The following is a 22879-nucleotide window of genomic DNA, read 5'->3' on the forward strand; positions in this document are numbered from 1 at the left end:
TCGTGACCATGTTGAAAGGTTCCGGAAATCTGATTCGGCAACTTTGCGGCTATATAATCGACCTCTTGAAGTGAGCGGTATGAACGGAGGTCGATATGGGCCGAAAGAGTCGCGTCGATGGCAGTCAGGACCGGTCGAAGCGGTTGGAAATCGGCTCATTCCGTTATTCCCGAAAAAAGAATTCCGGTAACGGTTCCGGCACTGATTCCAACGGCAGTGGACACCCGTCTTTCGAAATCTTCCCGCTGACGGCGGCGCAGCGGGGGATCTGGTTTGCCCAGCATCTCACGGAATCGTCACCGATTTCTGTGGCCCAATACGTCGAGATCGCGGGCGAGGTGGACGCCGAGCTGCTTGCCGAGGCCTGCCGAACCGCCAGTCGTGAGTTCGGATCCGGGCATACGCGACTGATCGAGGTCGACGGAGAGCCCTGTCAGTTCGTCGACGAGGACCGTGGAGGTCCGGTATCGGTCATGGACTTGCGCCATCACGCCGATCCGGTGGCGACCGCCCGCGCGATGATGACTCAGGACTATTCCGCGCCGCTGGACATGCTGAACGACGACCTCGTGACGAGCATCGTGTTCCGGGTCGGCGAGGACCATTTCCTCTGGTACCAGCGCGCGCACCACATCGCGCTCGACGGATTCGCCGCGGTAACGATGCTGCACCGGATGACCGAGTTGTACAACGCTTGGGTGAAGTCCGAGGAACCGGCATCGTGCGCGGCGCAGGACCTGGGAGTCATCGTCGAGCAGGATCTGGCGTACCGGGGTTCGACGCGTTTCGACAACGACCGCAGATACTGGCTGGAACACCTGGCGGGCGCGCCGCCCGCCGTCAGCCTGGCCGGTCGCGTCGGCAAGCCCACCATTCATCCGGCGCTGGTCAGCACAGAGCTGCCCGATGCCACTGCGCGGCTGCTGGACAGTGTCGCGCTCGAACACGGTCAGAGCGTGGCTCCGACCATCGTCGCGGCGTTCGCCGCCTATCTCGCGCGAATGACCGGAAGCGACGAAGTAATGCTGAGCCTACCGGTTTCGGGTCGGCACTCCGCCGTGCTGCGCCGTTCCGGGGGGATGGTGGCGAACGTGGTCCCGTTGCGGGTGCGGGTGGCCGGCCGCAACGTCGGTGAACTGATCGCCGCGGTGCAAAGTGAGTTGACGAGTGCACTTCGGCGGCAGCGCTACCGCCAGGAGGACATATTCCACGATATGGGGATCGCGCGTGACGAGGCGGCGTCCTTCGGGCCTGCGGTGAACCTGATGCTGATCGAGAACGAGGTGGTGCTCGGTAACACGACAGGCCGCCTGAACGTCCTCACCTCGGGCCCTACCGCCGACCTTTTCGTCAATATCTATCCGGGTGCGGGCAAAGACAGTACGCATATCGACTTCCAGGGAAATCCGAATGCCTACACCCCGGAAGAGCTCGCTGGTCACCACCGGCGATTCCGCATGTTCCTGCACGAGTTCCTCGCCGGGGGAGCGGAATGTCCGGTCAGCGGATTGTCGCTGCTCGACGTGCACGAACGGTCCACGCTGCCGCGAGTGCGGGGGCCGAGCGGAGTCGAAACACGGCTGCTTCCCGAGATTCTGACCGAGAGCGCGCGCCGCAATCGCAGTGCGTGCGCGATCACCTCGGCCGGGCAGACGATGACCTACGGCGAGCTGGACGACAGATCCTCCCAGCTGGCCAGGCATCTGACAGCGCTGGGTTGTGGCCCGGACACAGCGGTGGCGATCATGCTGCGACGCTCGGTCGAATCCGTCGTGGCGACCTGGGCGGTCGCGAAATGTGGGGCCGCGGTCGTCCAGCTGGCCCCCGAGTACCCGTGCAAGCGGATAGAACACATGGTCGCCGACAGCGGCGCGGCTGTGGCGATCACGATCGACGAGCTGCGCGACCAACTCCCACCGGCGACGCGTTGTGTGGTTCTCGATGATCCCGCGACCCTGGGGGAAGACGGCGCCGGCAGCGGGCCGATCTCCGACTACGACCGGATCCGGCCACTGCGCCCGTCCAATATCGCCTACATCACCTATACCTCGGGATCCACCGGAACGCCGAAAGGCGTCCAGGTCACCCACACCGGCCTCGCGAATCTGATTGCCGACCGCGTTTCCACCTACGGAATCGACACGACCTCTCGGGTGTCGTATGCGCTCTCGCCCAGTTTCGACGCCTCCATGGAACAGTTTCTGACCTGCTTCGCGAGCGGAGCCACACTGGTGATCGTGCCGCCCGAGGTGACCGGCGGCGAGCCGCTCACGCGACTGCTGGCCTACGAGCACGTGACCCACCTGACGCTGACGCCCACGATGCTGGCAACCGTGGACCCCGAACCGGCGACCGACGTGCGCGTGCTCGTGGTCGGCGGCGACGTATGTCCACCGCACGTCATCGAGCGGTGGGCGCAGTCGCTGTCGATGTACAACGAATACGGTCCCACCGAAGCCACCGTGACCGCCGCCGGCGCCATGCTGAGACCCGGTCACGACCACTTGGTCGGTGGCCCCATTCGTGGCGTCGCGGCGATGGTGCTGGACCGAACGCTGCAACCGGTGCCGAACGGCACCGCGGGCGAGCTGTATCTCGCCGGGCCGGGATTGGCCCGCGGATACAGCCATCTGTCCGTCGAAACCGCCGCCCGGTTCGTCGCGGATCCGTACGGCGGCGCCGGCGAGCGGATGTACCGCACCGGCGACCTCGCACGCTGGACCGGCGACAACGCCGAGATGACGCTGGAATTGATGGGACGCAGCGACTTCCAGGTCAAGATCCGTGGCTACCGGATCGAACCGGGTGAGATCGACGCCGCGCTCACCACACACGAGGACGTGGATCTGTCCGTGACGGTGCCGGTGCCCAACAACGCGGGCACGACCGTGCTGGCGTCGTATGTTGTCCCAGTTAGCGGCCGTCGGATCGAACCGCTCGAACTCCAGCGCTTCGCCCGTGATTCGCTGCCGCCGCAGATGGTTCCGGCGGTGATCGTCGCGTTGGACAGCCTCCCGGTGAACGCGTTCGGCAAGCTCGATCGCAGCGCTCTGCCGAAACCGGAATTCGGGACCGCGCCAGTCGGCCGGTCGCCGGCCACCGCCCGGGAGAAGGCGGTCGCACGGCTGTTCACCGAGGTGCTCGGCGTGCCTCTCGTCGGGGCGGACGACAGCTTCTTCGCCCTGGGCGGCGACAGCATTCTGTCGATCCAGCTGGTGGCGCGGGCCAAGGCCGATGGTCTGAGTTTCTCCACCCAGGATGTGTTCGTGCACAAGACCGTTGCGGGCTTGGCGGCCACGGCGACGACAGCGAGCGATACGCCCGAGTTGGCGGAGTTGCCCGGAGGCGGCGAAGGACCGATGCCGTTGTCGCCGATCATGTGCGCAATGCTGGATCGGGGTCACTACGACCGATTCGCACAGGCCGCGCTCGTGCAACTGCCCGAAGGGGTCGACCGTGCGGGCCTCGTACGCGCAGTGGGATCCCTGCTGGACCGCCACGACATGCTGCGCGCGGTATTGCGCGGCGATTCGGCTGATCGCTACGTCGAGGTGCTCGAGCGGAACGCGGTCGACCCGGACGCCGCGCTCGTCGATGTTCGCCTCGATCGACGTGACGCCGCCGAGGTCGACCGGCACCTGCAGGAGGCCGCCGATCGACTGGACCCGGGCAGGGGGGTGCTCGTTCAAGCCGTCTGGATGCGGGATCGCGACGGTTCGGGACCGGACCTGATGTGGCTGGTGATTCACCATCTCGCCGTCGACGTGGTGTCGTGGCGCATCATCCTCGCCGACCTCGCGCGGGCCTGGTCGCAGATCTCCGCCGGCGGCGAACCGGATTTCGGCCCGGTCACCACCTCGTTCCGGCGGTGGGCGCACGGCCTGGTCGAGCGGGCACCGGGCAGACGGTCGGCGGAACTCGACAGGTGGAAGGACGTCCTCGCGCCGGGTGATCAGCTACTCGGATCGCGCCGTCTGGTTCCCGATCGTGACGTCGGCGCCACGGCGGGCCGGGTCCATCAGCGCATCCCGGCAGCGGTCACCGAGGCGGTTCTCACCACCATTCCGGATCGCTTCCACTGCAGCGCCAACGATCCGCTGCTCGCGGCGCTGGCATTGGCACTCGGTGAGTGGCGGCGCAGGCGCGGTACTGCGGCGGACGCGGGCGAGTTGATCTCGCTGGAGGGACACGGCCGCGAGGAGCGGGCCGTGCCGGGCGCCGATCTCAGCGGCACCGTGGGTTGGTTCACCACACGCTTCCCGGTCCGGATCGACTGGGACGGTGTCGATCTCGATGACGCGCTGGCCGGCGGCGTGAGTGCTGGGCTGGCGATCAAACAGGTGAAGGAGAAGTTGCGGGCGGTGCCGGGCAACGGCATCGGCTACCAGGTGCTGCGTCATCTCGATCCCCAGGGCAGTGCCGAGCTCGCGGACCTGCCCGAACCTCAGATCAGCTTCAACTATCTCGGGCGGGTGAGTGTCGGTGAACGATCGATGCCCTGGGCGCCCACCACCGAGTTCACCGCACTGACCGCGACGAACGATCCGGGGATGGCGCTGCCGGCCGTGCTCGATGTCAATGCGATCGCCGAGGAAGGACGCGACGGGCTCGAACTCGACGTGACCTGGGAGTTCGCCTCGCAGGTAGTGGGTGGCGAGGAGGTCGACGAGCTCACCGGGCTGTGGGCTCGCGCGCTGGGGGCACTCGCCGATCACGTCCGATCCGACACCGGCTACGGCTTCACTCCCTCCGACTTCCCGCTCACCGCCGTCTCGCAGGACGATGTCGACCACTGGCTGGGGAAATACCCGTCGATGATCGATGTGTGGCCGCTCACCGCCTTGCAGACCGGGCTGCTGTTCCACACCATCTACGACCGCGACGGCGACGATGGCTACATCGTGCAGGTGGCGCTGACATTCGCTGGGCAGGTGGACGGTGCGCGGATGCGCCGCGCCGCGCAGGTGCTCATCGACCGGCACGACAGCCTGCGGACCGCGTTCGTCGAGAGTGTCGATGGGCCACGGCAGATCGTCCTGCGCGACACCGAAGTCGAGTGGGGCGAGTCGAATCTCGCCGGCATCAGCGATGCGGGCAGGCGGGCGCGAGCACTTCGGCGACTCGCGACGGCGGCCGTGGCTCCGTTCGACCCGGCCCGTCCACCGCTGGTGCGTTTCCACCTCGTGCGCACCGGCGTCGATACTTTCCAGTTGCTGGTCACCAACCACCACCTCGTGCTCGACGGCTGGTCGATGCCTCTGCTGATCCACGAGCTGCTCTCGCTGTACACCTCCGATGGCGACACCGCCGAGCTCGCGCCCCCACGTTCGTACCGCGAGTATCTGCGGTGGCTGCAGGCACAGGATCGTGACGCCGCAACCGCCGCGTGGCGGGAGGCGCTCGCCGGAATCGACAGTCCGACACGGGTCACGGGCAGGCCGGATCGGTCCGTCGCCGCGCACGTCGGTGAGGTCGACCTGAACCTGGACGCGGCGACCACCGCCGCGCTTCTCGATCTGGGCCGCTCGCACGGCGTCACTGCCAACACGGCCCTGCAGGTGGCGTGGGCACTGCTGGTCGCCGCGCAGACCGGACGGTCGGACGTGGTCTTCGGCAATACGATCGCGCACCGCCCGCCGCAGATTCCGGATGTCGAGCGCATGGTCGGGCTTCTCGTCAACACCCTGCCTGTCCGAGTCCGCCTCGAACCCGGCGAAACCGTCGGCGACCTGCTCGTCCGCGTGCAATCCGAGCAGGCCGCCATGCTGGATCACCAGTACGTCGGCTTGGCGGAGCTGCAACGGGCCACCGGCATCACCGATATGTTCGACACCGCGACGGTGCTCGAGTCCTATCCGCTCGACCGGGACCTGCTGGCGCGCGATCTGTCCGACGCGGGCTTGCGGTTCGTCGAGATCGACGCACACGATGCCACGCCGTATCCACTGAGTTTGCAGGTGTCCCCGCCGCGGTCGAGTCGCGACCGGCGATCGGATGCCGCCGACGAGCCGAGCACCTACACGGTGACGCTGAAGTTCGCCACCGACCGATTCGATTCGGACGAGGTCCGCACGCTGCTCGAACGCTTCGAACTTCTTCTCACGCAGATCGTCAGGTATCCCGCCCGCAACGTCGCCGCGATCTCCTCCTGCTGGGATTCCGAACGCGCGGAACTGCTTTCGGTCGGCAGCGAGGAGCCGCCCGCCGCGGAACTCGTGCTGCGCGACATCCTGTGGGGGACCGCGCGCAGGTATCCGGATGCCGTGGCCCTGCGCAGCGGTGACACCACGTGGACCTATCGTGAGCTCGAGCGCCGCGCCGACCGGTTCGCTCATCTGCTGGCCCGCCATGGTGCTCGCGCCGAGTCGATCGTCGCGTTGGCCGTTCCCCGTTCGGCTGAACTGGTGGTCGCGATCTGGGCGGTGGCGAAGGCAGGCGCCGCCTTCCTGCCCTTGGATCCCGGCAATCCCGCCGCGCGGATCGCGGAGTTGCTGTCCGACTCCCGGACCGGTCTCGGCGTGACGACCAGCGATGTCGCACCGAGCCTTCCGGATACTGTCGACTGGTTGATACTGGACGCTACGGCTTCGGATGCTGACGAGGATCTACCACGTCTGTCCGACATCTCGGCCGGGGGCGATCGGCTGTCGGCCGACAACGCGGCATACGTGATCTATACGTCCGGATCGACCGGTAAACCGAAGGCGGTCCACCTCAGTCATCGCGGCCTGGCCGACCTCGTCTCGGCGCAGATCGACGCCTTCGGTGTCGGTCCGGGTTCGGTGGTTCTGCAGGTCGCGTCGCCGGGTTTCGACGCCTGCTTGTCGGAGTTGCTGTTGGCGCACGGTAGTGGCGCCGGTCTCGTGGTGTCGCCGCCGGAGGTGTACGCCGGCACCGATCTCGAGGAATTGCTTCGGTCGCAGCAGGTTTCGCACGCGATCATCACCCCGTCGGTGCTGAAGACCATGGATCCGACGCGGACGCCGTCGTTGACATCGCTCGCGGTCGTCGGCGAAGCGACCGAGCCGGACACCGTGAACCGGTGGGGGCACGGTCGACGGCTGATGAATCATTACGGGCCGACCGAGTGCACGATCTGGGCGACGGGGTCGGACGCCCTGGTACCGGGCGAACCGGTGACGATCGGCGGCCCGATCCGGGGCGCGTCCGCGATGGTTCTCGACAGGTGGCTGCGACCGGTGCCGGTCGGTGTCGTGGGCGAACTCTATATCGGTGGGCCCGGACTTGCCCGCGGGTACGTCGATCGACCGGACGTGACCGCGTCGCGCTTCGTCGCGGATCCGCGATCGGTTCGCGGCGAACGGATCTACCGCACCGGTGATTCCGTGCGCTGGGTGCGCGGTCGCGCCGGACTGGCGCTGGAGTATCTGGGCCGAGGCGATCAGCAGGTCAAGATCCACGGCCTGCGGATCGAGCCAGGGGAAATCGATGCTCACCTGGCTCTGCATCCGGAGGTGGCGAGCGTCGCGACCGTCGTGGTGAAGGGGCCTGCCGACGAACCGGTTCTGGTGTCCTATTTCGTCTCCCCCTCGGGCGCCGCGGTAGACGTGGCGGCACTCGGCGACGATCTCTCGCGCACGCTACCTCGCTATATGAATCCCGCGGCGATCGTGCAGCTGGAGGAGATGCCGCGCACACCTACGGGAAAACTCGATCGGAAAGCATTGCGGCAGCGGGCTTTCGATTCCCACGCCACGGACGGCAGAATGCCGTCCACGCATGCCGAACAGGTCATGGCGAGACTCTTCGCCGACGTGCTCCATCTCGACACCGTGTCCGCCGACAGCAATTTCTTCGCGCTCGGCGGTGACAGTATCGTCTCGATGCGACTGGTGGCGCTGGCGCGATCGGCCGGGCTCACGCTCACGCCGCGAGATGTCTTCGAAGGCAAGACAGTTGCCGCCCTCGCCGCGATGGCCGACGCCGATGTGGCTCCGCCGGTGGAACGCGTCTCGGATTCTCCGCTCGTCGCCCTCACCCAATCCGACCTCGATCGGCTCGAGCAGCAGTACCACGGCCTGTCCGACGTCTGGCCGTTGTCGCCCATGCAATCCGGTGTGCATTTCCACTCGACGTTCGATCCGGATGCCGGGGACAACTACACCGTCCAGACGATGATCGGATTTTCCGGCGAGGTCGACGGTGAACGCCTGCGCCGTGCCGCGCAGGCCGTGGTCGACCGGCACGATATTCTGCGGGCCGCCTTCGTGGAGACCGTGGGCGGGCCGCGCCAGATCGTGCTCGACCATGCCGAGATCGGCTTCCGGGAGATCGATCTCGCCGGTGACGGCGGCGCGGAACTCCCGGCCGATGCGGCGACGATTGCCGCAGCGGACGCGGCGGCGGGATTCGACCTGTCGGCTCCGCCGCTGCTGCGCTTGACGCTGATCCGTCTCGACGCGGGGTCCTTCCGGCTGCTCGTCACGAATCACCATGTGATCCTGGACGGCTGGTCGATGCCGCTGCTGATGCGCGAACTACTCGACTACTACGGGTCTCCCGCCCATATCGACTTCGCCGGACCCGCACCCTCCTACCGTGACTATCTGTCCTGGCTGGGGCGGCAGGACACTGCCGCATCCAAGGCGGCATGGGCACAGGCCTTTTCGGATGTCGACGCACCCACCCGGGTGTCTCGCGACGTGCTCGCGACGGGTTCGGTGTCCGCCGCCGAAATCGAGGCCGAGCTGACGGCAGATCGTTTCGGCGAACTCCGCCGAGTGGTGGCCGAGTCGGCCGTCACCATCAATACGGCGGTCGCCGCGGCTTGGGCTCTGAATCTGCGCGTACTGACCGGTGAGACCGATGTGATCTTCGGATCCGCGGTGTCGGGACGGCCACCGGAGTTGCCGCGGGTCGATCAGACGCTCGGCATGTTCCTGACTACGATTCCCGTGCGAGTCCCGCTCGACCCCACCATGACGGTGCGCGAGTTGCTGACCGGCATACAAGAGCGGCACGCTCGCATGCTGGATCATCACCACATCGGCCTCCCCGAGATTCACCGCAGCGTCGGTCTGCCCGAACTCTTCGACACCGCCGTCACCTTCCAATCGTTTCCCGTCGACCGGACGGCACTGCAGCAACTCATCGAGTCGGCGGGCCTGCGAGTGGACGAACTCAGCGGTGTCGACGCTACGCCGTACCCGTTGAGCCTGGTCGTGGCACCGAAACAGTCCGCGCTCGGCGAAGCGCAGGCACTGCGGATCACCCTCCGGTTCCACGACCACGCGTTCGGCGCCGCGGCGGCGCGCCGGATCCTCGACCGCTTCGTCGCGTTGCTCGGCCGGATCGCCGTCGACGCCGACGTACGGCTGGGTGAGCTGCCGCTCGACGAGGAACGGGGGCCGTCGTGGCCGGTTTCGGGTGCGCGACCGGCGATCCCGGACACGCTGGACCGGATCCTCGCCGCTCGCGCTGCCGCCGAACCCGCCGCGATCGCCGTGCGATGCGGTGCGACCGCCATGACGTACCGGCAACTCGACGAGCGATCCACCCGTCTGGCCCGGATCCTGCTGCGCCACGGCGTCCGGCGGGGACAGGTCGTCGCCTCGGTGCTTCCGCGATCCCTCGCGGCAACGGTGACCCTGTGGGCCGTGGCGAAGACCGGTGCCGCGGTCCTGCCGATAGATCCGACCCTGCCGTCGGAGCGGATCGACTTTCTGCTGTCGGATTCGAAAGCCGTGCTCGGGCTGACCGACTCATCCGCCCGGACGCACCGTCCCGACGGCGTCGACTGGCTGTTCCTCGACCAGGAACAGATGCTCGGCGACGCGGATTCGGTTCCCGCTGTGCCGATCACCGATGCCGAACGCGGCGGACCGATTCGGCGGGATCAGACCGTGTACGTGAGCTACACCTCCGGGTCGACCGGTATGCCCAAGGGCGTGCTCGTCAGCCATCGCGGCCTGGCCGACATCGTCGCGGCGCAGCGGCGGATTCTCGGCGTCGACCCGAGCTCGGTGGTGCTGCAGGTGGCCTCGCCCAGCTTCGACGCCTCGATGTTCGAGTTGTTGATGGCGCACGGCTCAGGCGGCCGACTGGTCGTCTCGCCTCCCGATGTCTACGCCGGACCCGAGCTGGCGGATCTGATCGGGCGCGAACATATCTCGCACGTGGTGATCACTCCCTCGGCGCTGGCGACACTCTCGTGCGACGGTCTCGAGGGGCTGCGTGTGCTGGCAACAGCCGGTGAGGCGGTCGGGCCGGAACTGGTCGATCGGTGGGCGCCGCATCGCACCATGGTCAATCTCTATGGGCCCAGCGAAAGCACTATCTGGGCTACCGCCAGCGACGCACTGGTGCCCGATGCCGCGATCACGATCGGCAGGCCGGTCGGCCCCGTCGCGGTCGTCGTTCTCGATACCTGGTTGCGGCCCGTGCCACACGGTGTCGAGGGCGAGCTGTATCTGTTCGGCCCCGGCCTGGCCGATGGGTACGCCGCCAGGACGGGGTTGACCGCGTCGCGGTTCGTCGCCTGCCCGTTCGCGGAGCCGGGTCAGCGCATGTACCGCACCGGCGACGTGGTGCGCCGTGGCGTCGATGGCGACCTGGAGTTCGTGGGACGCAACGATTTTCAGGTGAAGGTGCACGGCACCAGGATCGAGCTGGGGGAGATCGACGCGGTGCTCGACGCGCGGGCGGATGTGGCGTATGCGGTCACGGTGCCGCGCCGCGACGGCGGGCGAGCGGTGCTGCTGGTGTCCTATGTCGTGGTTGCGCCGGGGGCGGAGGTATCGGGCGAGCAGTTGCGTGCGGCACTGGCCGAGGTGTTGCCCCGGTACATGGTGCCGTCCGCGGTGATGGTGCTGGACGAGGTGCCGCTGACCGTCAACGGGAAGCTGGATCGCGAGCGGTTACCCGAGCCGGTTTCCCTCACGCGAGAATTCCGGGCGCCATCGCCAGGGGTGCAAGAGCTGGTCGCGCGGACATTCGAGCAGGTGCTCGACGTGGATCGGGTGGGAGTCGACGACGACTTCTTCGCGCTGGGCGGCGACTCCCTGAGCGCCTCGATGGTGGTGGCGCGCCTGGGCGCTGCCCTGGATACGCGGGTACCGGTGCGGTCGGTTTTCGAGGAGCCGACCGTCGGCGGATTGGCCGGTCTCGTCGCGGCGCTCAGCGGTGGGGGCCGGTTGCCTCTGCTGCCGGGAGCGCACCCCGACTCCGTGCCGCTGTCGCTGGCACAGCAGCGGATGTGGTTCCTGAACCGGTTGGAGCCGGATTCGGCGGTGCACAACATTCCGGTGATGCTGCGGCTGTCCGGACGGCTGGACACCGAAGCGCTGGCTGCCGCGCTCGCCGATGTGGTCGCGCGCCACGAAGTATTGCGGACGATATATCCCGAAGTCGCCGGTGAGCCGCGCCAGGTCGTTCTCGACGAGACCGCGGTGCCGGTGCGGGCGGTGCGAGTGCCCGCGGATTCCGTCCCGGAGGTGGTGGGCGAGTTCGTGCGGCGTGGATTCGATGTGACCGTCCGGGTGCCGATACGAGTGGGATTGTTCGAACTGGGCACCGAGCGCGACAGTGACACAGGAGAATTCCTGCTGGTGCTCGTGGTCCATCACATCGCGGGCGATGGTCAGTCGATGGGGCCACTGGCCCGTGACGTGATGGTGGCGTATGCCGCGCGACTGGCCGGGCAGGCACCGCAGTGGGAGCCGCTCGCAGTGCAGTACGCGGATTTCGCGTGGTGGCAACGGCAGATGCTGGGGGCCGCGGACGATCCGGCGTCGTTGATGTCGGAGCAGCTGGAGTTCTGGCGCTCGACGCTCGCGGGCGCACCGGACCGGCTGGAACTTCCGGCCGACCGCCCACGTCCGGCCGTCGCATCGCTGTCGGGAGGCCGGGTACCGGTGGAGATCGATGCGAGGCTGCACGAGCGGCTGGTCGCGCTGGCACGGTCGAGAGGGTCGTCGCTGTTCATGGTGATGCACACGGCGCTGGCAGCGCTGCTGGGGCGGCTCAGCAGCAGCGATGACGTGGTGATCGGCACCCCGGTCGCGGGACGGGGCGAGCCTGGTCTGGACGACCTGGTGGGGATGTTCGTGAACACGCTGGCATTGCGGACCCGGGTGGATACGGGCGAGCCGTTCGCCGAGTTGCTGATGCGCACCCGGCAGACGGACCTGCTGGCGTTCGAGCACGCGGACGTGCCGTTCGAGCGGGTCGTGGAGGAGTTGAACCCGGAGCGATCGGCGGCACGACATCCGTTGTTCCAGGTGGCCTTGGCGTTCCAGAACGTGTCGACGATCGAAGTGGTGCTGCCCGAGGTCCGGGTTGCCCGGGCGGAGGTGGATACCGAGGCGATCCAGTTCGATCTGCAACTGGTGCTGGCCGATTCATCCGGCAATGCCGCTGTGGCGCAGGGTATGTCGGGAATGTTGACCTTTGCCCGGGATCTGTTCGACGAGGTGACCGCGGCGGCGATCGTCCGGCGGCTGGTGCGGGTACTGGAAGCCGTCGCCGACGATCCGGCCGTGGTAGTCGGCGATATCGACTGGCTGGAAGCCGGCGAGTGCTCAGCGCTCACCTCGCGGGTCGGGGCGCACACCGTGGCGGCGCTGGAGCCGTCCGGACTGCTGCCGGAGGTGTTCACCTCGGCCGTGCGGGACAACGGCGACGGTATCGCCGTCGTCGCGGGGGATGCCACGCTGTCGTATGCGCAGCTGGACGAACGATCGAGCCGGCTGGCGAGGGTGCTGATCCGCCGTGGCGCCGGACCGGAGAATCCGGTGCTGGTGGCAGCGGCGCGGTCGACGGAGTCAGTCGTCGCGTGGTGGGCGGTGGTGCGGTCGGGTGCGCCTTACGTGCCGGTCGACCCGAGCTATCCCGATAGCCGGATCGAGCAGATGGTGTCGGATTCTGGTGCGACGCTGGGGGTTACGGTGTCGTCGGTGCGTGCCCAGCTGCCCGATTCGGTGGACTGGATCGTGCTCGACGACCCGGCCGTCGCCGCGCGGATCGACGCGGCGGCGAGCGGCCCGATCGGCGACGACGAGCGGACGCGGCCGCTGCGGGCCTCGGATGTCGCCTACGTGGTCTTCACCTCCGGATCAACCGGAGTGCCCAAGGGCGTGGCCATCACACATTCCGGCATCGCCGGCTTCGTCGCGGGGCGGCGCGCCGACCGCGAGCTACAGCACACGTCCAGGGTGTTGCATTTCGCGTCGCCGTCGTTCGACGCCGCGGTGATGGAGATCCTGATCGCGGCCAGTCGAGCCGGTGCGCTGATCGTGGCGCCGACGGGGATCTACGGCGGCGACGAGCTGGCCGAGTTCTTGCGCGTGCAGCGGGTCACTCACGCCTTCATCACCCCGGCCGCGCTCGCGTCGGTGGATCCGGCCGGACTCGACGACTTGCGGATGGTGATGTCCGGTGGTGAGGAGGTCCCGGCGGATCTGGTGAGCCGATGGGCGGGCACCGACGTGGCGGGCGCCCGGAAGTTCCAGGTGCTGTACGGGCCGACCGAGGCCACGATGCTCGCCACGGCGACGCGCGCGCTGCGACCGGATGATCGGCCGACGATCGGTGCTCCACTGCCGGGGATACAGGCGCTGGTCCTGGACGACCGGCTGCGCCCGGTGCCGGTGGGGGTGGCCGGAGAGTTGTATCTCGCGGGTCCGGCGCTGGCGCGCGGATACCTGAACAGGGCGGCTCTCGACGCGGTGCGGTTCGTGGCGCATCCGTTCGGGGAACCGGGACGCCGCATGTACCGGACCGGTGATGTGGTGCGCTGGAATACCGGCGGCGACCTGGAGTTCCTGGGGCGCAACGATTTCCAGGTGAAGATCCGCGGTTACCGGGTGGAGCTGGGCGAGATCGACGCGGTGCTGAGCGCGCGGGCGGAGGTGGCCTACGCGGTCACGGTGCCGTGGCGTGCGGGCACCGGTCCGGCACAGTTGGTGTCCTATGCGGTGCCCGAAACCGGCTCGAACGTCTCGGGCGAACAGTTGCGCGCGGCGTTGGTCGAGGCGCTGCCGTCGTACCTGGTGCCCGCCGCGGTGATGATCCTCGACGCGATCCCGCTGTCGCCGAATGGAAAGCTCGACCGCGCGGCCCTGCCCGCACCCGTCGTCCAGGTCAAGCGGTTCCGGGCACCGGTGTCACCGGCGGAGGAAATAGTGGCAGGCGTATTCGCCGACGTCCTCGGTAACGACGGTCCCGTGGGCGCCGACGACGACTTCTTCGACCTCGGCGGCAACAGCCTGGTGGCCACCCGGGTTGCCGCGCGGATCGGTGCCGCGCTCGATGTGACCATCCCGGTGTCGATGATCTTCGAAGCGCCGACGGTCGAGAGGTTGGCCGCGCGCGCCGAATCGCACGCCGACGCCGGTCGGGTAGCGCTGACCGCGCAGCCGCGGCCGCAGCGAATTCCCCTGTCGTACGCACAGCAGCGGATGTGGTTCCTGAACCGGCTCGAGCCCGGCTCTGCCGCCTACAGCATTCCGATGGTGCTACGGCTGTCCGGTCAGCTGAATGTCGACGCGTTGCGCGCGGCGATCGAGGATGTACTGAATCGGCACGAAGTACTGCGGACCGTATACCCGTACGCCGAGGGCGAGCCGTCACAGGTGGTCCTTTCCGCCGCTGACGCCTCCGCGCCGATCACCGTGACCTCGATCGCGGAACCGGAACTGGCCGAATCGTTGTCGGCGTTCATCTCGACGGTGTTCGATGTGACGGTCGAGGCGCCGGTGCGGGCACGGTTGTTCGAGCTCGGCCGGGACGAGTGGGTCTTGGCCGTGGTTGTGCATCACATTGCCTGCGACGGGTCGTCGCTGGGCCCGCTGGCACGGGACATGATGACCGCGTACACAGCTCGCCTGCTCGGGCAGTCGCCGAGTTGGCCGCCGTTGCCGGTGCAGTACGCCGACTACGCGATCTGGCAGCGGACCGTACTGGGGGGCGAAGACGATCCGGAGTCGCTGCTCCGTGCCCAGATCGACTACTGGACAAGCGAGTTGGCCGAGCTCCCGGTGGTGCTGGGGCTGCCGACCGACCGCCCGCGTCCGCCCGTGCAGTCTCACGCGGGCGCGAGCGTACCGATCACCGTCGGCGCCGATCTGCATGCGGGATTGCAGCAGGTCGCGCGAGCACACAACACGACGCTGTTCATGGTCTTCCATGCTGCGCTGGCGGCCACGCTGGCCCGGCTGGCCGATACCGACGATATAGCGATCGGCACGCCGTTCGCGGGACGCGGCGAGCCCGAACTCGACGATCTGGTCGGGATGTTCGTCAACACCCTGGTGCTGCGGACCCGGTTGACGCCGGGGATGACGTTCACCGAGCTACTCGAACACCAGCGGGGGACCGATCTGGCCGCGTTCGGGCATGCCGATGTTCCGTTCGAGCGCCTGGTGCAGGAGCTGAATCCGGTGCGGTCGCACGCCCACCATCCGCTGTTCCAGGTGATGCTGGCGTTCCAGAACGTCGGCGGGGCCCAGTTCGAACTCCCGGGGCTCTCGGCGTCCGCCGCGACGGCCGACACCGACCTCGCACTGTTCGATCTGCTGGTCACGATGTCGGATTCCTATGACTCCGCCGGTGACCCGGCCGGCATCAGCGGCGGGGTGATCTACGCGAGCGACCTCTTCGACGCCACGACAGCGACAGCGATCGTCGATCGCCTGCTGCGATTGCTCGGCGAACTGGTGACCGATGCGACACAGCCGGTGCGCGAGGTGGATCTGCTCGGCGCCGATGAGCGGGAAACCATCCTGACGCAGTGGAATTCGACCGATCACCGCCTCCAGCCGGAGGAGACGCTGCCCTCCGTCTTCGCCCGCTCCGTGCAGGCGCGAGCGGACCAGCCCGCGGTGACAGCCGGAGAGCAGACATTGACCTATGCGGAATTCGCGTCCCGCGTCAACCGGTTGGCGCGGTGGCTGATCTCCTGCGGAGTGGGGCCGGAATCGTTGGTGGCGCTGCGGATGCGGCGTTCACTGGACCAGGTCGTCGCCGTCTACGCGGTGCACGCCGCCGGGGGCGGATACGTGCCGGTTGATCCGGACCTGCCGGCGGACCGCATCGACTACATGCTGTCCATCGCCGCACCGGTGCTGGAGTTGTCGTCCCTCGACGGGCTGGAGCTGTCGGGATTCGATGACGGGCCGGTCACCGACGCCGATCGGCTCGCACCGCTGCGCTCGCACAATGTCGCGTACGTGATCTTCACTTCGGGGTCGACCGGTCGACCGAAAGGTGTAGCGGTATCGCACTGTTCGGTGGTCAACCAAGTGCGGTGGGTCAACGACACCTACGCGCTGACGCCGAACGACGTCGCGATGCTGAAGTCCCCGGCTACGTTCGACATGTCGGTGTGGGAGTTGTTCGCGCCGCTGGCGGTGGGCGCGCGGCTGGTGATCGCGCGGGCGTACGGGCATACCGACCCGGCCTATCTCGCCGAAACCATTGCCGCTCAGCGGGTCACGGTCGCCGCGCTCGTGCCGTCGATGCTGGCGGTACTGGCGGACATGGCGCCCGCGCGATCGCTCGAGTCGGTGCGCACGCTCCTGGTGGGCGGTGAGGCATTCGACCCCGAGACGGTGGCCGCGGCACGGCGAACAATGCCCGGGGTCGCGTTGCACAATCTGTACGGGCCGACCGAATGCACTGTGTGCGCGACCGCGCATCGGCTGACCGAAGCCGAGAGCGCGAACATGCCGATCGGCTCACCGGTATGGAACACGCGGGCGTACGTACTCGACGACCGGCTACATCCGGTACCGCCCGGCGTCGCCGGGGAGCTGTACCTGGCGGGCACTCAGCTCGCGCGCGGCTACCAGTCACGTCCGGGCCTCACCGCGGAACGGTTCGTGCCCGACCCGTACGGTGACGGCCGGCGCCTGTACCGCACCGGCGACCTGGTGCGCTGGCGCCGCAACGGCGAATTGGATTACCTGGGCCGCACCGATTTCCAGGTGAAGCTGCGCGGCCTGCGTATCGAACTCGGCGAAATCGAGGCAGTACTCGCCGAGCACCCCAGCATCGCGCGGGCGATCGCTGTGGTGCGCCCCATCGGCACGATGGAGCACCTCGTCGGCTACCTCGTGCCTGCCGCGGGCACCACGGTCGATACCGCGGCGGTGGCGGCGCACGCGGCGACCAAACTGCCCGACTACATGGTGCCCGCCACGATGATGGTGCTCGACACGGTGGCCTTCCACTCGTCGGGCAAGCTGGACCGTCTGCGGCTACCGGAGCCGGTGCTCGCGGTAGCGGAGTTCCGGGAGCCCTCGTCGTGGCTGGAAGGTGAGGTCGCACGGGCCTTCGGAACGGTACTCGGCGTGGATCGGGTGGGCGCCGACGACGACTTCTACGCATTGGGCGGCAACTCGCTGAAGTCGGTGCAGGTGGTGAGCGAGTTGCGCAAGGAACTCGACTACGAGGTTCCGATCAGCTGGATGCTGTCCGATCCCTGCCCGGCCGACCTGGCGAAGCGAATCGAATCCAGAATCCGCTCCGGTCCCGCCGCCGACGGGGCCGATGCCGGCTTCGACACCCTGCTGCCGATCCGCACCGGTGGTGAGCGACCCCCACTGTTCTGCATCCACCCGGCCGTCGGCCTGTCGTGGTGTTATCGCACCCTCGACCACTACCTCTCCGACGGTCGACCGATCTACGGCATCCAGGCGCCACAGATCGCCGGCGAGATCCCCGGTCCGACATCGATCGAGGAAATGGCCGCCCGCTACTTCGACGAGATTCGCGCGGTCCAGCCACACGGCCCCTATCACCTTCTCGGCTGGTCGCTGGGTGGTGCGATCGCCCATGCCATCGCCGTCGAGATGCGCGCCGCCGGTGAACAGGTCGCGCTGCTGGCGCTGCTGGACGCCGAAGTGGGCGGTGTCGACGCGTCGACGCTGCGCGCCGTCACGGCCGGTGAGCTGATCAGCAATCTCGGCCCGGTCATGGGCCTTGATTTCGTCGACCCCGATGCGACTGCCGAGGAGGCCGCCGACCTGATCGAACGGCACCTGGGGAGCAGCCTCGGGATCGACGCCGCCCGGATCCAGCGCCTGACCGATGCCTACAACCTGGCGATCCGGGCAGCCGGTGCCTGGCGTCCCGCGGTCTTGGACAGCGACATGCTCTATTTCACCGCGACACGCGACAGGCGATCCGATGCCGCGGGCCACGAGGGATGGGCGCGGGTGGTCCGCGGCCAGATATCGATTTTCGACATCGACGCGGCCCACCTCGAAATGACCCAACCGGATGCGATCGCCCAGATCGCCCGGATTCTCAACGCGCGACTGGATCGATGACCGGATAGCCACGCGCGAGGACACGGTCAGCCGTCAGCGCCGGGGTGCTCCCACCCCCGGCTTCAGCTGGTGTCGGCCCGCGGCGGCGTCGTTCCGGTTGCGGCGCCGACCTGGTCGCCTGCTATTTTGAACGTTGTTCAATTCTGTTAGCGAAGGATGTCTGCGTGCCCGAAGTCGAGAAGTCCCCGAAGTGGGCAACCGCGTTCACCGCACGGGACATGGCGCAGATCGCGGTGTTCGCCGCCCTGATCGCCGCGCTCGGCCTCCCCGGCGCGATCACCGTCGGATTCAGCGGAGTGCCGATCACGCTGCAGACGCTCGGGGTAATCCTCACCGGTGCGATCCTGGGCGCGCGCAAGGGCACGGCCGCGGTGGCGGTGTTCATCGCGTTGACGATGATCGGCCTGCCGCTGCTGTCCGGTGGCCGCACCGGACTCACCGCGCTGGCCTCGCCGACCGCCGGTTACCTGATCGGCTGGATTCCGGCGACGCTGGTCATCGGGTTGTTGACCGCGATGATCCTGCCGAAGTATCCGATCGTGTTCGGTCTGCTGATCAACGCACTCGGCGGCATCGTGATCATCTACCTGTTCGGCACCGCGGGACTGCTGGTGCGCACCGATCTCGACCCGTGGGCGGCGGTGTCGACCAACTTCGCGTTCATACCGGGTGACCTCGCCAAGGTCGTGATCGCCACGGTCGTCGCCAAGGGCGTGCATCGCGCGTATCCCGGGCTGATCCGTGGCTGATCGCAGCGCGTCGTGAGCGAGATCGTCGTCGAGGCGGTGGGTCACCGTTTCGGTGACCGGACCGTGCTGCGCGACATCGATCTGCGGATCACCGAACGCCGCGTCGGCTTCATCGGCGCCAACGGGTCGGGCAAATCGACGCTGGCCCGCATGCTCAACGGACTGCTGAAGCCGACCACCGGCACCGTCACCGTCGACGGGCTCGACGTCGCCCGTAAGGGCGCGCAGGTGCGGCGCAAGGTCGGCTTCGTGTTCACCGACCCCGATACCCAGATCGTGATGCCGACGGTCGCCGAGGACCTCGCGTTCTCGCTGCGCCGCAGCGGCCTGAGCAAGACCGATATCGCCGCACGGGTCCAGCGGATGCTCGACCGCTTCGGGCTCGCCGCGCACACCGACCACCCGGCGCACCTGCTCTCCGGCGGACAGAAACAGTTGCTGGCCATCGGTTCGGCGCTGATCCGCGAGCCCGAGGTGATCGTCGCCGACGAACCGACCACGCTGCTCGATCTGCGCAACGCGCGGCGGGTCTCGCAGGCGCTGAACTCCCTCGATCAGCAGGTGATCGTGGTGACCCATCAGCTCGGATTGCTCGACGGGTTCGATCGAGTCGTGGTGCTGGACAACGGTCGCGTCGTTTTCGACGGCGCGCCGGTGGCGGCGATCGACGCGTATCGGCACCTGATCGAATGATCGGCCTGTACTGCCCCGGCGACTCGCCGCTGCACCGGATGCCTGCGGGAGTGAAGCTGGCGCTGTTGCTCGGCTCGATCCTGGCGATGACGGTGTTCGTTCGCGGGCCGCTCGGTGTGCTGGTCGCCGTGGCGCTGGTGGCCGGTTTGTTCGCGCTCGCCCGTGTCTCCTGGCGGGTGGCCTTCGCCCAGGTGCGCCCGGTGCTGTGGATGACCGCGATCATCGGGGTGTTCCAGCTGCTCACCACCTCGCCGACGCGGGCGGTGGTGGTGTGCGGGGTGTTGCTCGTATCGGTGGCTCTCGCGGCCCTGGTCACGGTGACCACGCGGGTGAGCGCCATGCTCGATGCGCTGACTCGCGCGCTCGGCCCGCTGCGTCGCGCCGGAGTGAACCCGGAGCGGGTGGGTCTGCTTCTGGCGCTGGCCATTCGGTGTGTTCCGCTGCTGGCGCAGATCGTCCACGATGTCGGCGAGGCACGGCGTGCGCGCGGGGTGTCGTGGTCGGCGACCGCACTGGTCACGCCCGTGCTGGTGCGGGCATTGCGGACCGCCGACGCGATGGGGGAAGCCCTGGCCGCACGCGGTGTCGACGACGACTGAGGTCGGCCTTGCGATTCCTAGACGACCGGTCGTATAGTTCTCGCATGGCACGACCACGGCGCAGCGACGACACGAGAGCGCAACTCATCGAGGAGGGCGCGGTCGGTCTGCTGTCCAACGGCTACCACGGCACCGGCATCAAGCAGGTGCTCGACAAGGTCGGGGTGCCGAAGGGTTCGTTCTACAACTACTTCGACAGCAAGGAGAGTTTCGCCCAGGCGGTCATCGAGCATCACTCGCAGTGCGTGCGGCGCAATCTCGCCGCCGCGTTCGCCGTGGCGCCGGACCCGCTCAGCGGTGTCCGCGCCTTCTTCGCCACCCTGACCGACGATTTCGTCGCCTCCGAGTACACCGGCGGCTGCCTGATCGCCAATCTCGGTGGGGAACTGGAAGGCAGTGAGCTGCTGCGGAAGTCGCTGTCGGAGGCCTGGGCGGTCTGGCGCGACGGCATCGCCGGCGCCTTGGGTGAGGCGCAGGCGCAGGGCACCGTGCGCGCCGACATCGATGCCGTGGATCTGGCCGATCTCCTGCTCGAATCCTGGGAGGGTGCGGTGATCCGGATGAAGATCGACCGCACCGTCGAGCCGCTCGACAAGTGTCTGCGCCGGCTGCTCGACGACTACTTCCGGCCGTAACTCCTGTCGGCGCCGATCCGGCGCCGATCTGATCAGCATCGTCGGCCTTCGGGGCGGCCCCCCTGTGGTCGCTATTAAAAGACGACCGGTCGTATATCTATCGAAAGGATCAGTTCATGTCCACATCGAAGACGGTCATAGTGACCGGTGGTTCCAGCGGCATCGGGCGTGATGTCGCGCGTGCTCTCGTCGCCCGCGGCGACAACGTCGTTCTCGGCGGGCGCGACGCGGACAAGCTCGCCGAGGTCGCCGCCGAGCTGGCCGCGCCCGAACAGGTGGCTGCCGTGGTCGGTGACATCGCCTCGCCCGCAACGGGTTCGGCGTATGTGCGCACCGCGCTCGATCGGTTCGGCCGGGTCGACGCGCTGATCAACAGCGCGGGCGTCTTCGGGGCCACGCCGTTCGTCGACGTCACCGAGGCCGAACTCGATCGCTACCTCGGCGGCAATCTCAAGGGCACCTACTTCACCACCCAGGCCGTCGTTCGACAGCTGCTCGCCCAGGGCGAAGGTGGCAGCATCGTCAACATCGGCACGGTTCTGATCGACCACGCCCTCGCCGGCCTGCCCGCCTCGGCCGCGCTCATCAGCAAAGGCGGTGTGCACGCGCTCACCACCAGCCTGGCTGCCGAACTCGCCTCCGCCGGAATCCGGGTGAACGCGGTAGCCCCCGGCATCATCCGCACGCCGCTGTTCGGCGACGGCGACGAGCGCGCGTCGGGCGCGCTGGCACTGCTTAACCGGATCGGCGAGGTCGCCGACACCACCGCGGCCGTGCTGTATCTCACCGACGCCCAGTTCGTCACCGGCCACATCCTGCCCGTCGACGGTGGCTTCGTTTCCGGCCGAGCCGCCTGAATCGTCGAAAAGAGCTACTACACAACGGATTCGGGTGCGCAGCGCCCCGACCTCCGGTCATCCTGTGAGAGCTGCACCCATCGAAAGGACACGCTCATGCCGTACGTGAACATCAAGGTCACCGACGAGAACGTCACCCCGGAACAGAAATCGCAGCTCATCAAAGGCGTCACCGACCTGCTCTTCGACGTGCTCGGTAAGGCGCCCGACAGTACTTATGTCGTGATCGACGAAGTGCCGCTGACGGATTGGGGTGTCGGTGGAGTGAACGTCGCCGAGTATCGCGCCCGTCGCGCCGCCACGGAGTGAGTTATCGGTACCGGGCCGTCGGCTCAGTGCCCCGGCTCGGGCACCGTCACCGGGCGAGAGCGCGGGGCCGACTCACAGTGGGCCGTCGAACTCGATCGAGGCGTCCAGGGCGAACCAGCCCATGGACATCAGGGTCGCACCGCGCTTGAAGTAGCTGGGTCCCAGCCACAGACCCGGTTCTATCTCGCGCAACTCGTCGTAGATCCGGTGGGCGGGACCGGGCCTTCCGACCCGGAGATCGTCGTAGTCCAATCGCACGGCCGTACGTCCGTCGACCGAGGACGCGCCGACCGTTGCCACGAAGTTCAGTGCCCGCATGCCGCCGAGCAGGCGGAAGATGTTGTGCCCGAATGCCATCCCGCCGTCCACGTGACGAAAGGACTTGCCCACCCAGAAGTAGGTGGGACGGTCCATCAGCGGTCCGAGCAACCGGGAGCCGGTCGCGGGAAAGGACCGCATCACCAGATCGCCGGTCAGCCGGCCGAAATCTGATGCTGTCGTTTCCGGCGCCGCGGTGAACAGCTGCGTGAACGCGGCGATACCCGCCGCGGACAGGGCATCGAGGCGCGGACGTCGGTCAGATGGTCGGTGGACCGGCATCTGACCGTTCGCGGACAACGGTGTCGGCTTCATGGGCGGACTCGATTCTGTCGGAACACGGTCCTCGCATCGTGCCAAGTGGCGGCGCCCACCGGTGCCGTTTTCGCCGGAGGCGACGACAGCGGGCCGCGACGCATACTGCGTCGC

The 22879-nt window shown here is 67.8% G+C and carries 7 protein-coding genes and 1 pseudogene; 7 read left to right on the forward strand and 1 reads right to left on the reverse strand.

Annotated features, from left to right (window positions below):
• Nucleotides 1–143 precede the first annotated feature (143 nt).
• The 7 genes from ACFULV_RS10950 to ACFULV_RS10980 all read left to right on the forward strand — a co-directional run bounded on the left by ACFULV_RS10950 (nt 144) and on the right by ACFULV_RS10980 (nt 22132).
• Entirely contained in the window at nt 144–18290 is an 18147-nt protein-coding gene (locus tag ACFULV_RS10950) for an amino acid adenylation domain-containing protein (RefSeq protein WP_378655489.1), read from the forward strand.
• 218 nt (nt 18291–18508) lie between these two features.
• Nucleotides 18509–19039 carry a biotin transporter BioY gene (locus ACFULV_RS10955; RefSeq protein WP_378655492.1) on the forward strand — a complete coding sequence of 177 codons (531 nt, stop codon included), beginning with the start codon at nt 18509–18511 and terminating at the stop codon, nt 19037–19039.
• A 12-nt stretch (nt 19040–19051) separates the two neighbouring features.
• Entirely contained in the window at nt 19052–19732 is a 681-nt protein-coding gene (locus ACFULV_RS10960) for an energy-coupling factor ABC transporter ATP-binding protein (protein ID WP_378655445.1), read from the forward strand.
• The gene (locus ACFULV_RS10965; RefSeq protein ID WP_378655448.1) at nt 19729–20331 is read left to right on the forward strand and encodes an energy-coupling factor transporter transmembrane component T family protein; all 603 of its coding nucleotides are present in this window, start codon (nt 19729–19731) and stop codon (nt 20329–20331) included. Before ACFULV_RS10960 ends, ACFULV_RS10965 begins: the two co-directional genes overlap by 4 nt.
• 44 nt (nt 20332–20375) lie before the next feature.
• Complete coding sequence (locus ACFULV_RS10970; protein WP_378655451.1) at nt 20376–20966, forward strand: TetR family transcriptional regulator C-terminal domain-containing protein; 591 nt, start codon at nt 20376–20378, stop codon at nt 20964–20966.
• 116 nt (nt 20967–21082) lie between these two features.
• Nucleotides 21083–21823, forward strand: coding sequence for an SDR family NAD(P)-dependent oxidoreductase (locus ACFULV_RS10975; protein ID WP_378655453.1), 741 nt, complete (start codon nt 21083–21085; stop codon nt 21821–21823).
• A gap of 96 nt (nt 21824–21919) precedes the next feature.
• Nucleotides 21920–22132, forward strand: coding sequence for a 4-oxalocrotonate tautomerase family protein (locus ACFULV_RS10980; protein ID WP_378626646.1), 213 nt, complete (start codon nt 21920–21922; stop codon nt 22130–22132).
• Between the two features lie 72 nt (nt 22133–22204).
• On the opposite strand, the pseudogene ACFULV_RS10985 reads toward ACFULV_RS10980, so the two are convergent.
• Nucleotides 22205–22879 (reverse strand): annotated as a pseudogene (locus ACFULV_RS10985) (hypothetical protein); the annotation flags it as partial.

The sequence above is a fragment of the Nocardia sp. NPDC057272 genome (assembly GCF_042668615.1).
GTDB lineage: Bacteria > Actinomycetota > Actinomycetes > Mycobacteriales > Mycobacteriaceae > Nocardia.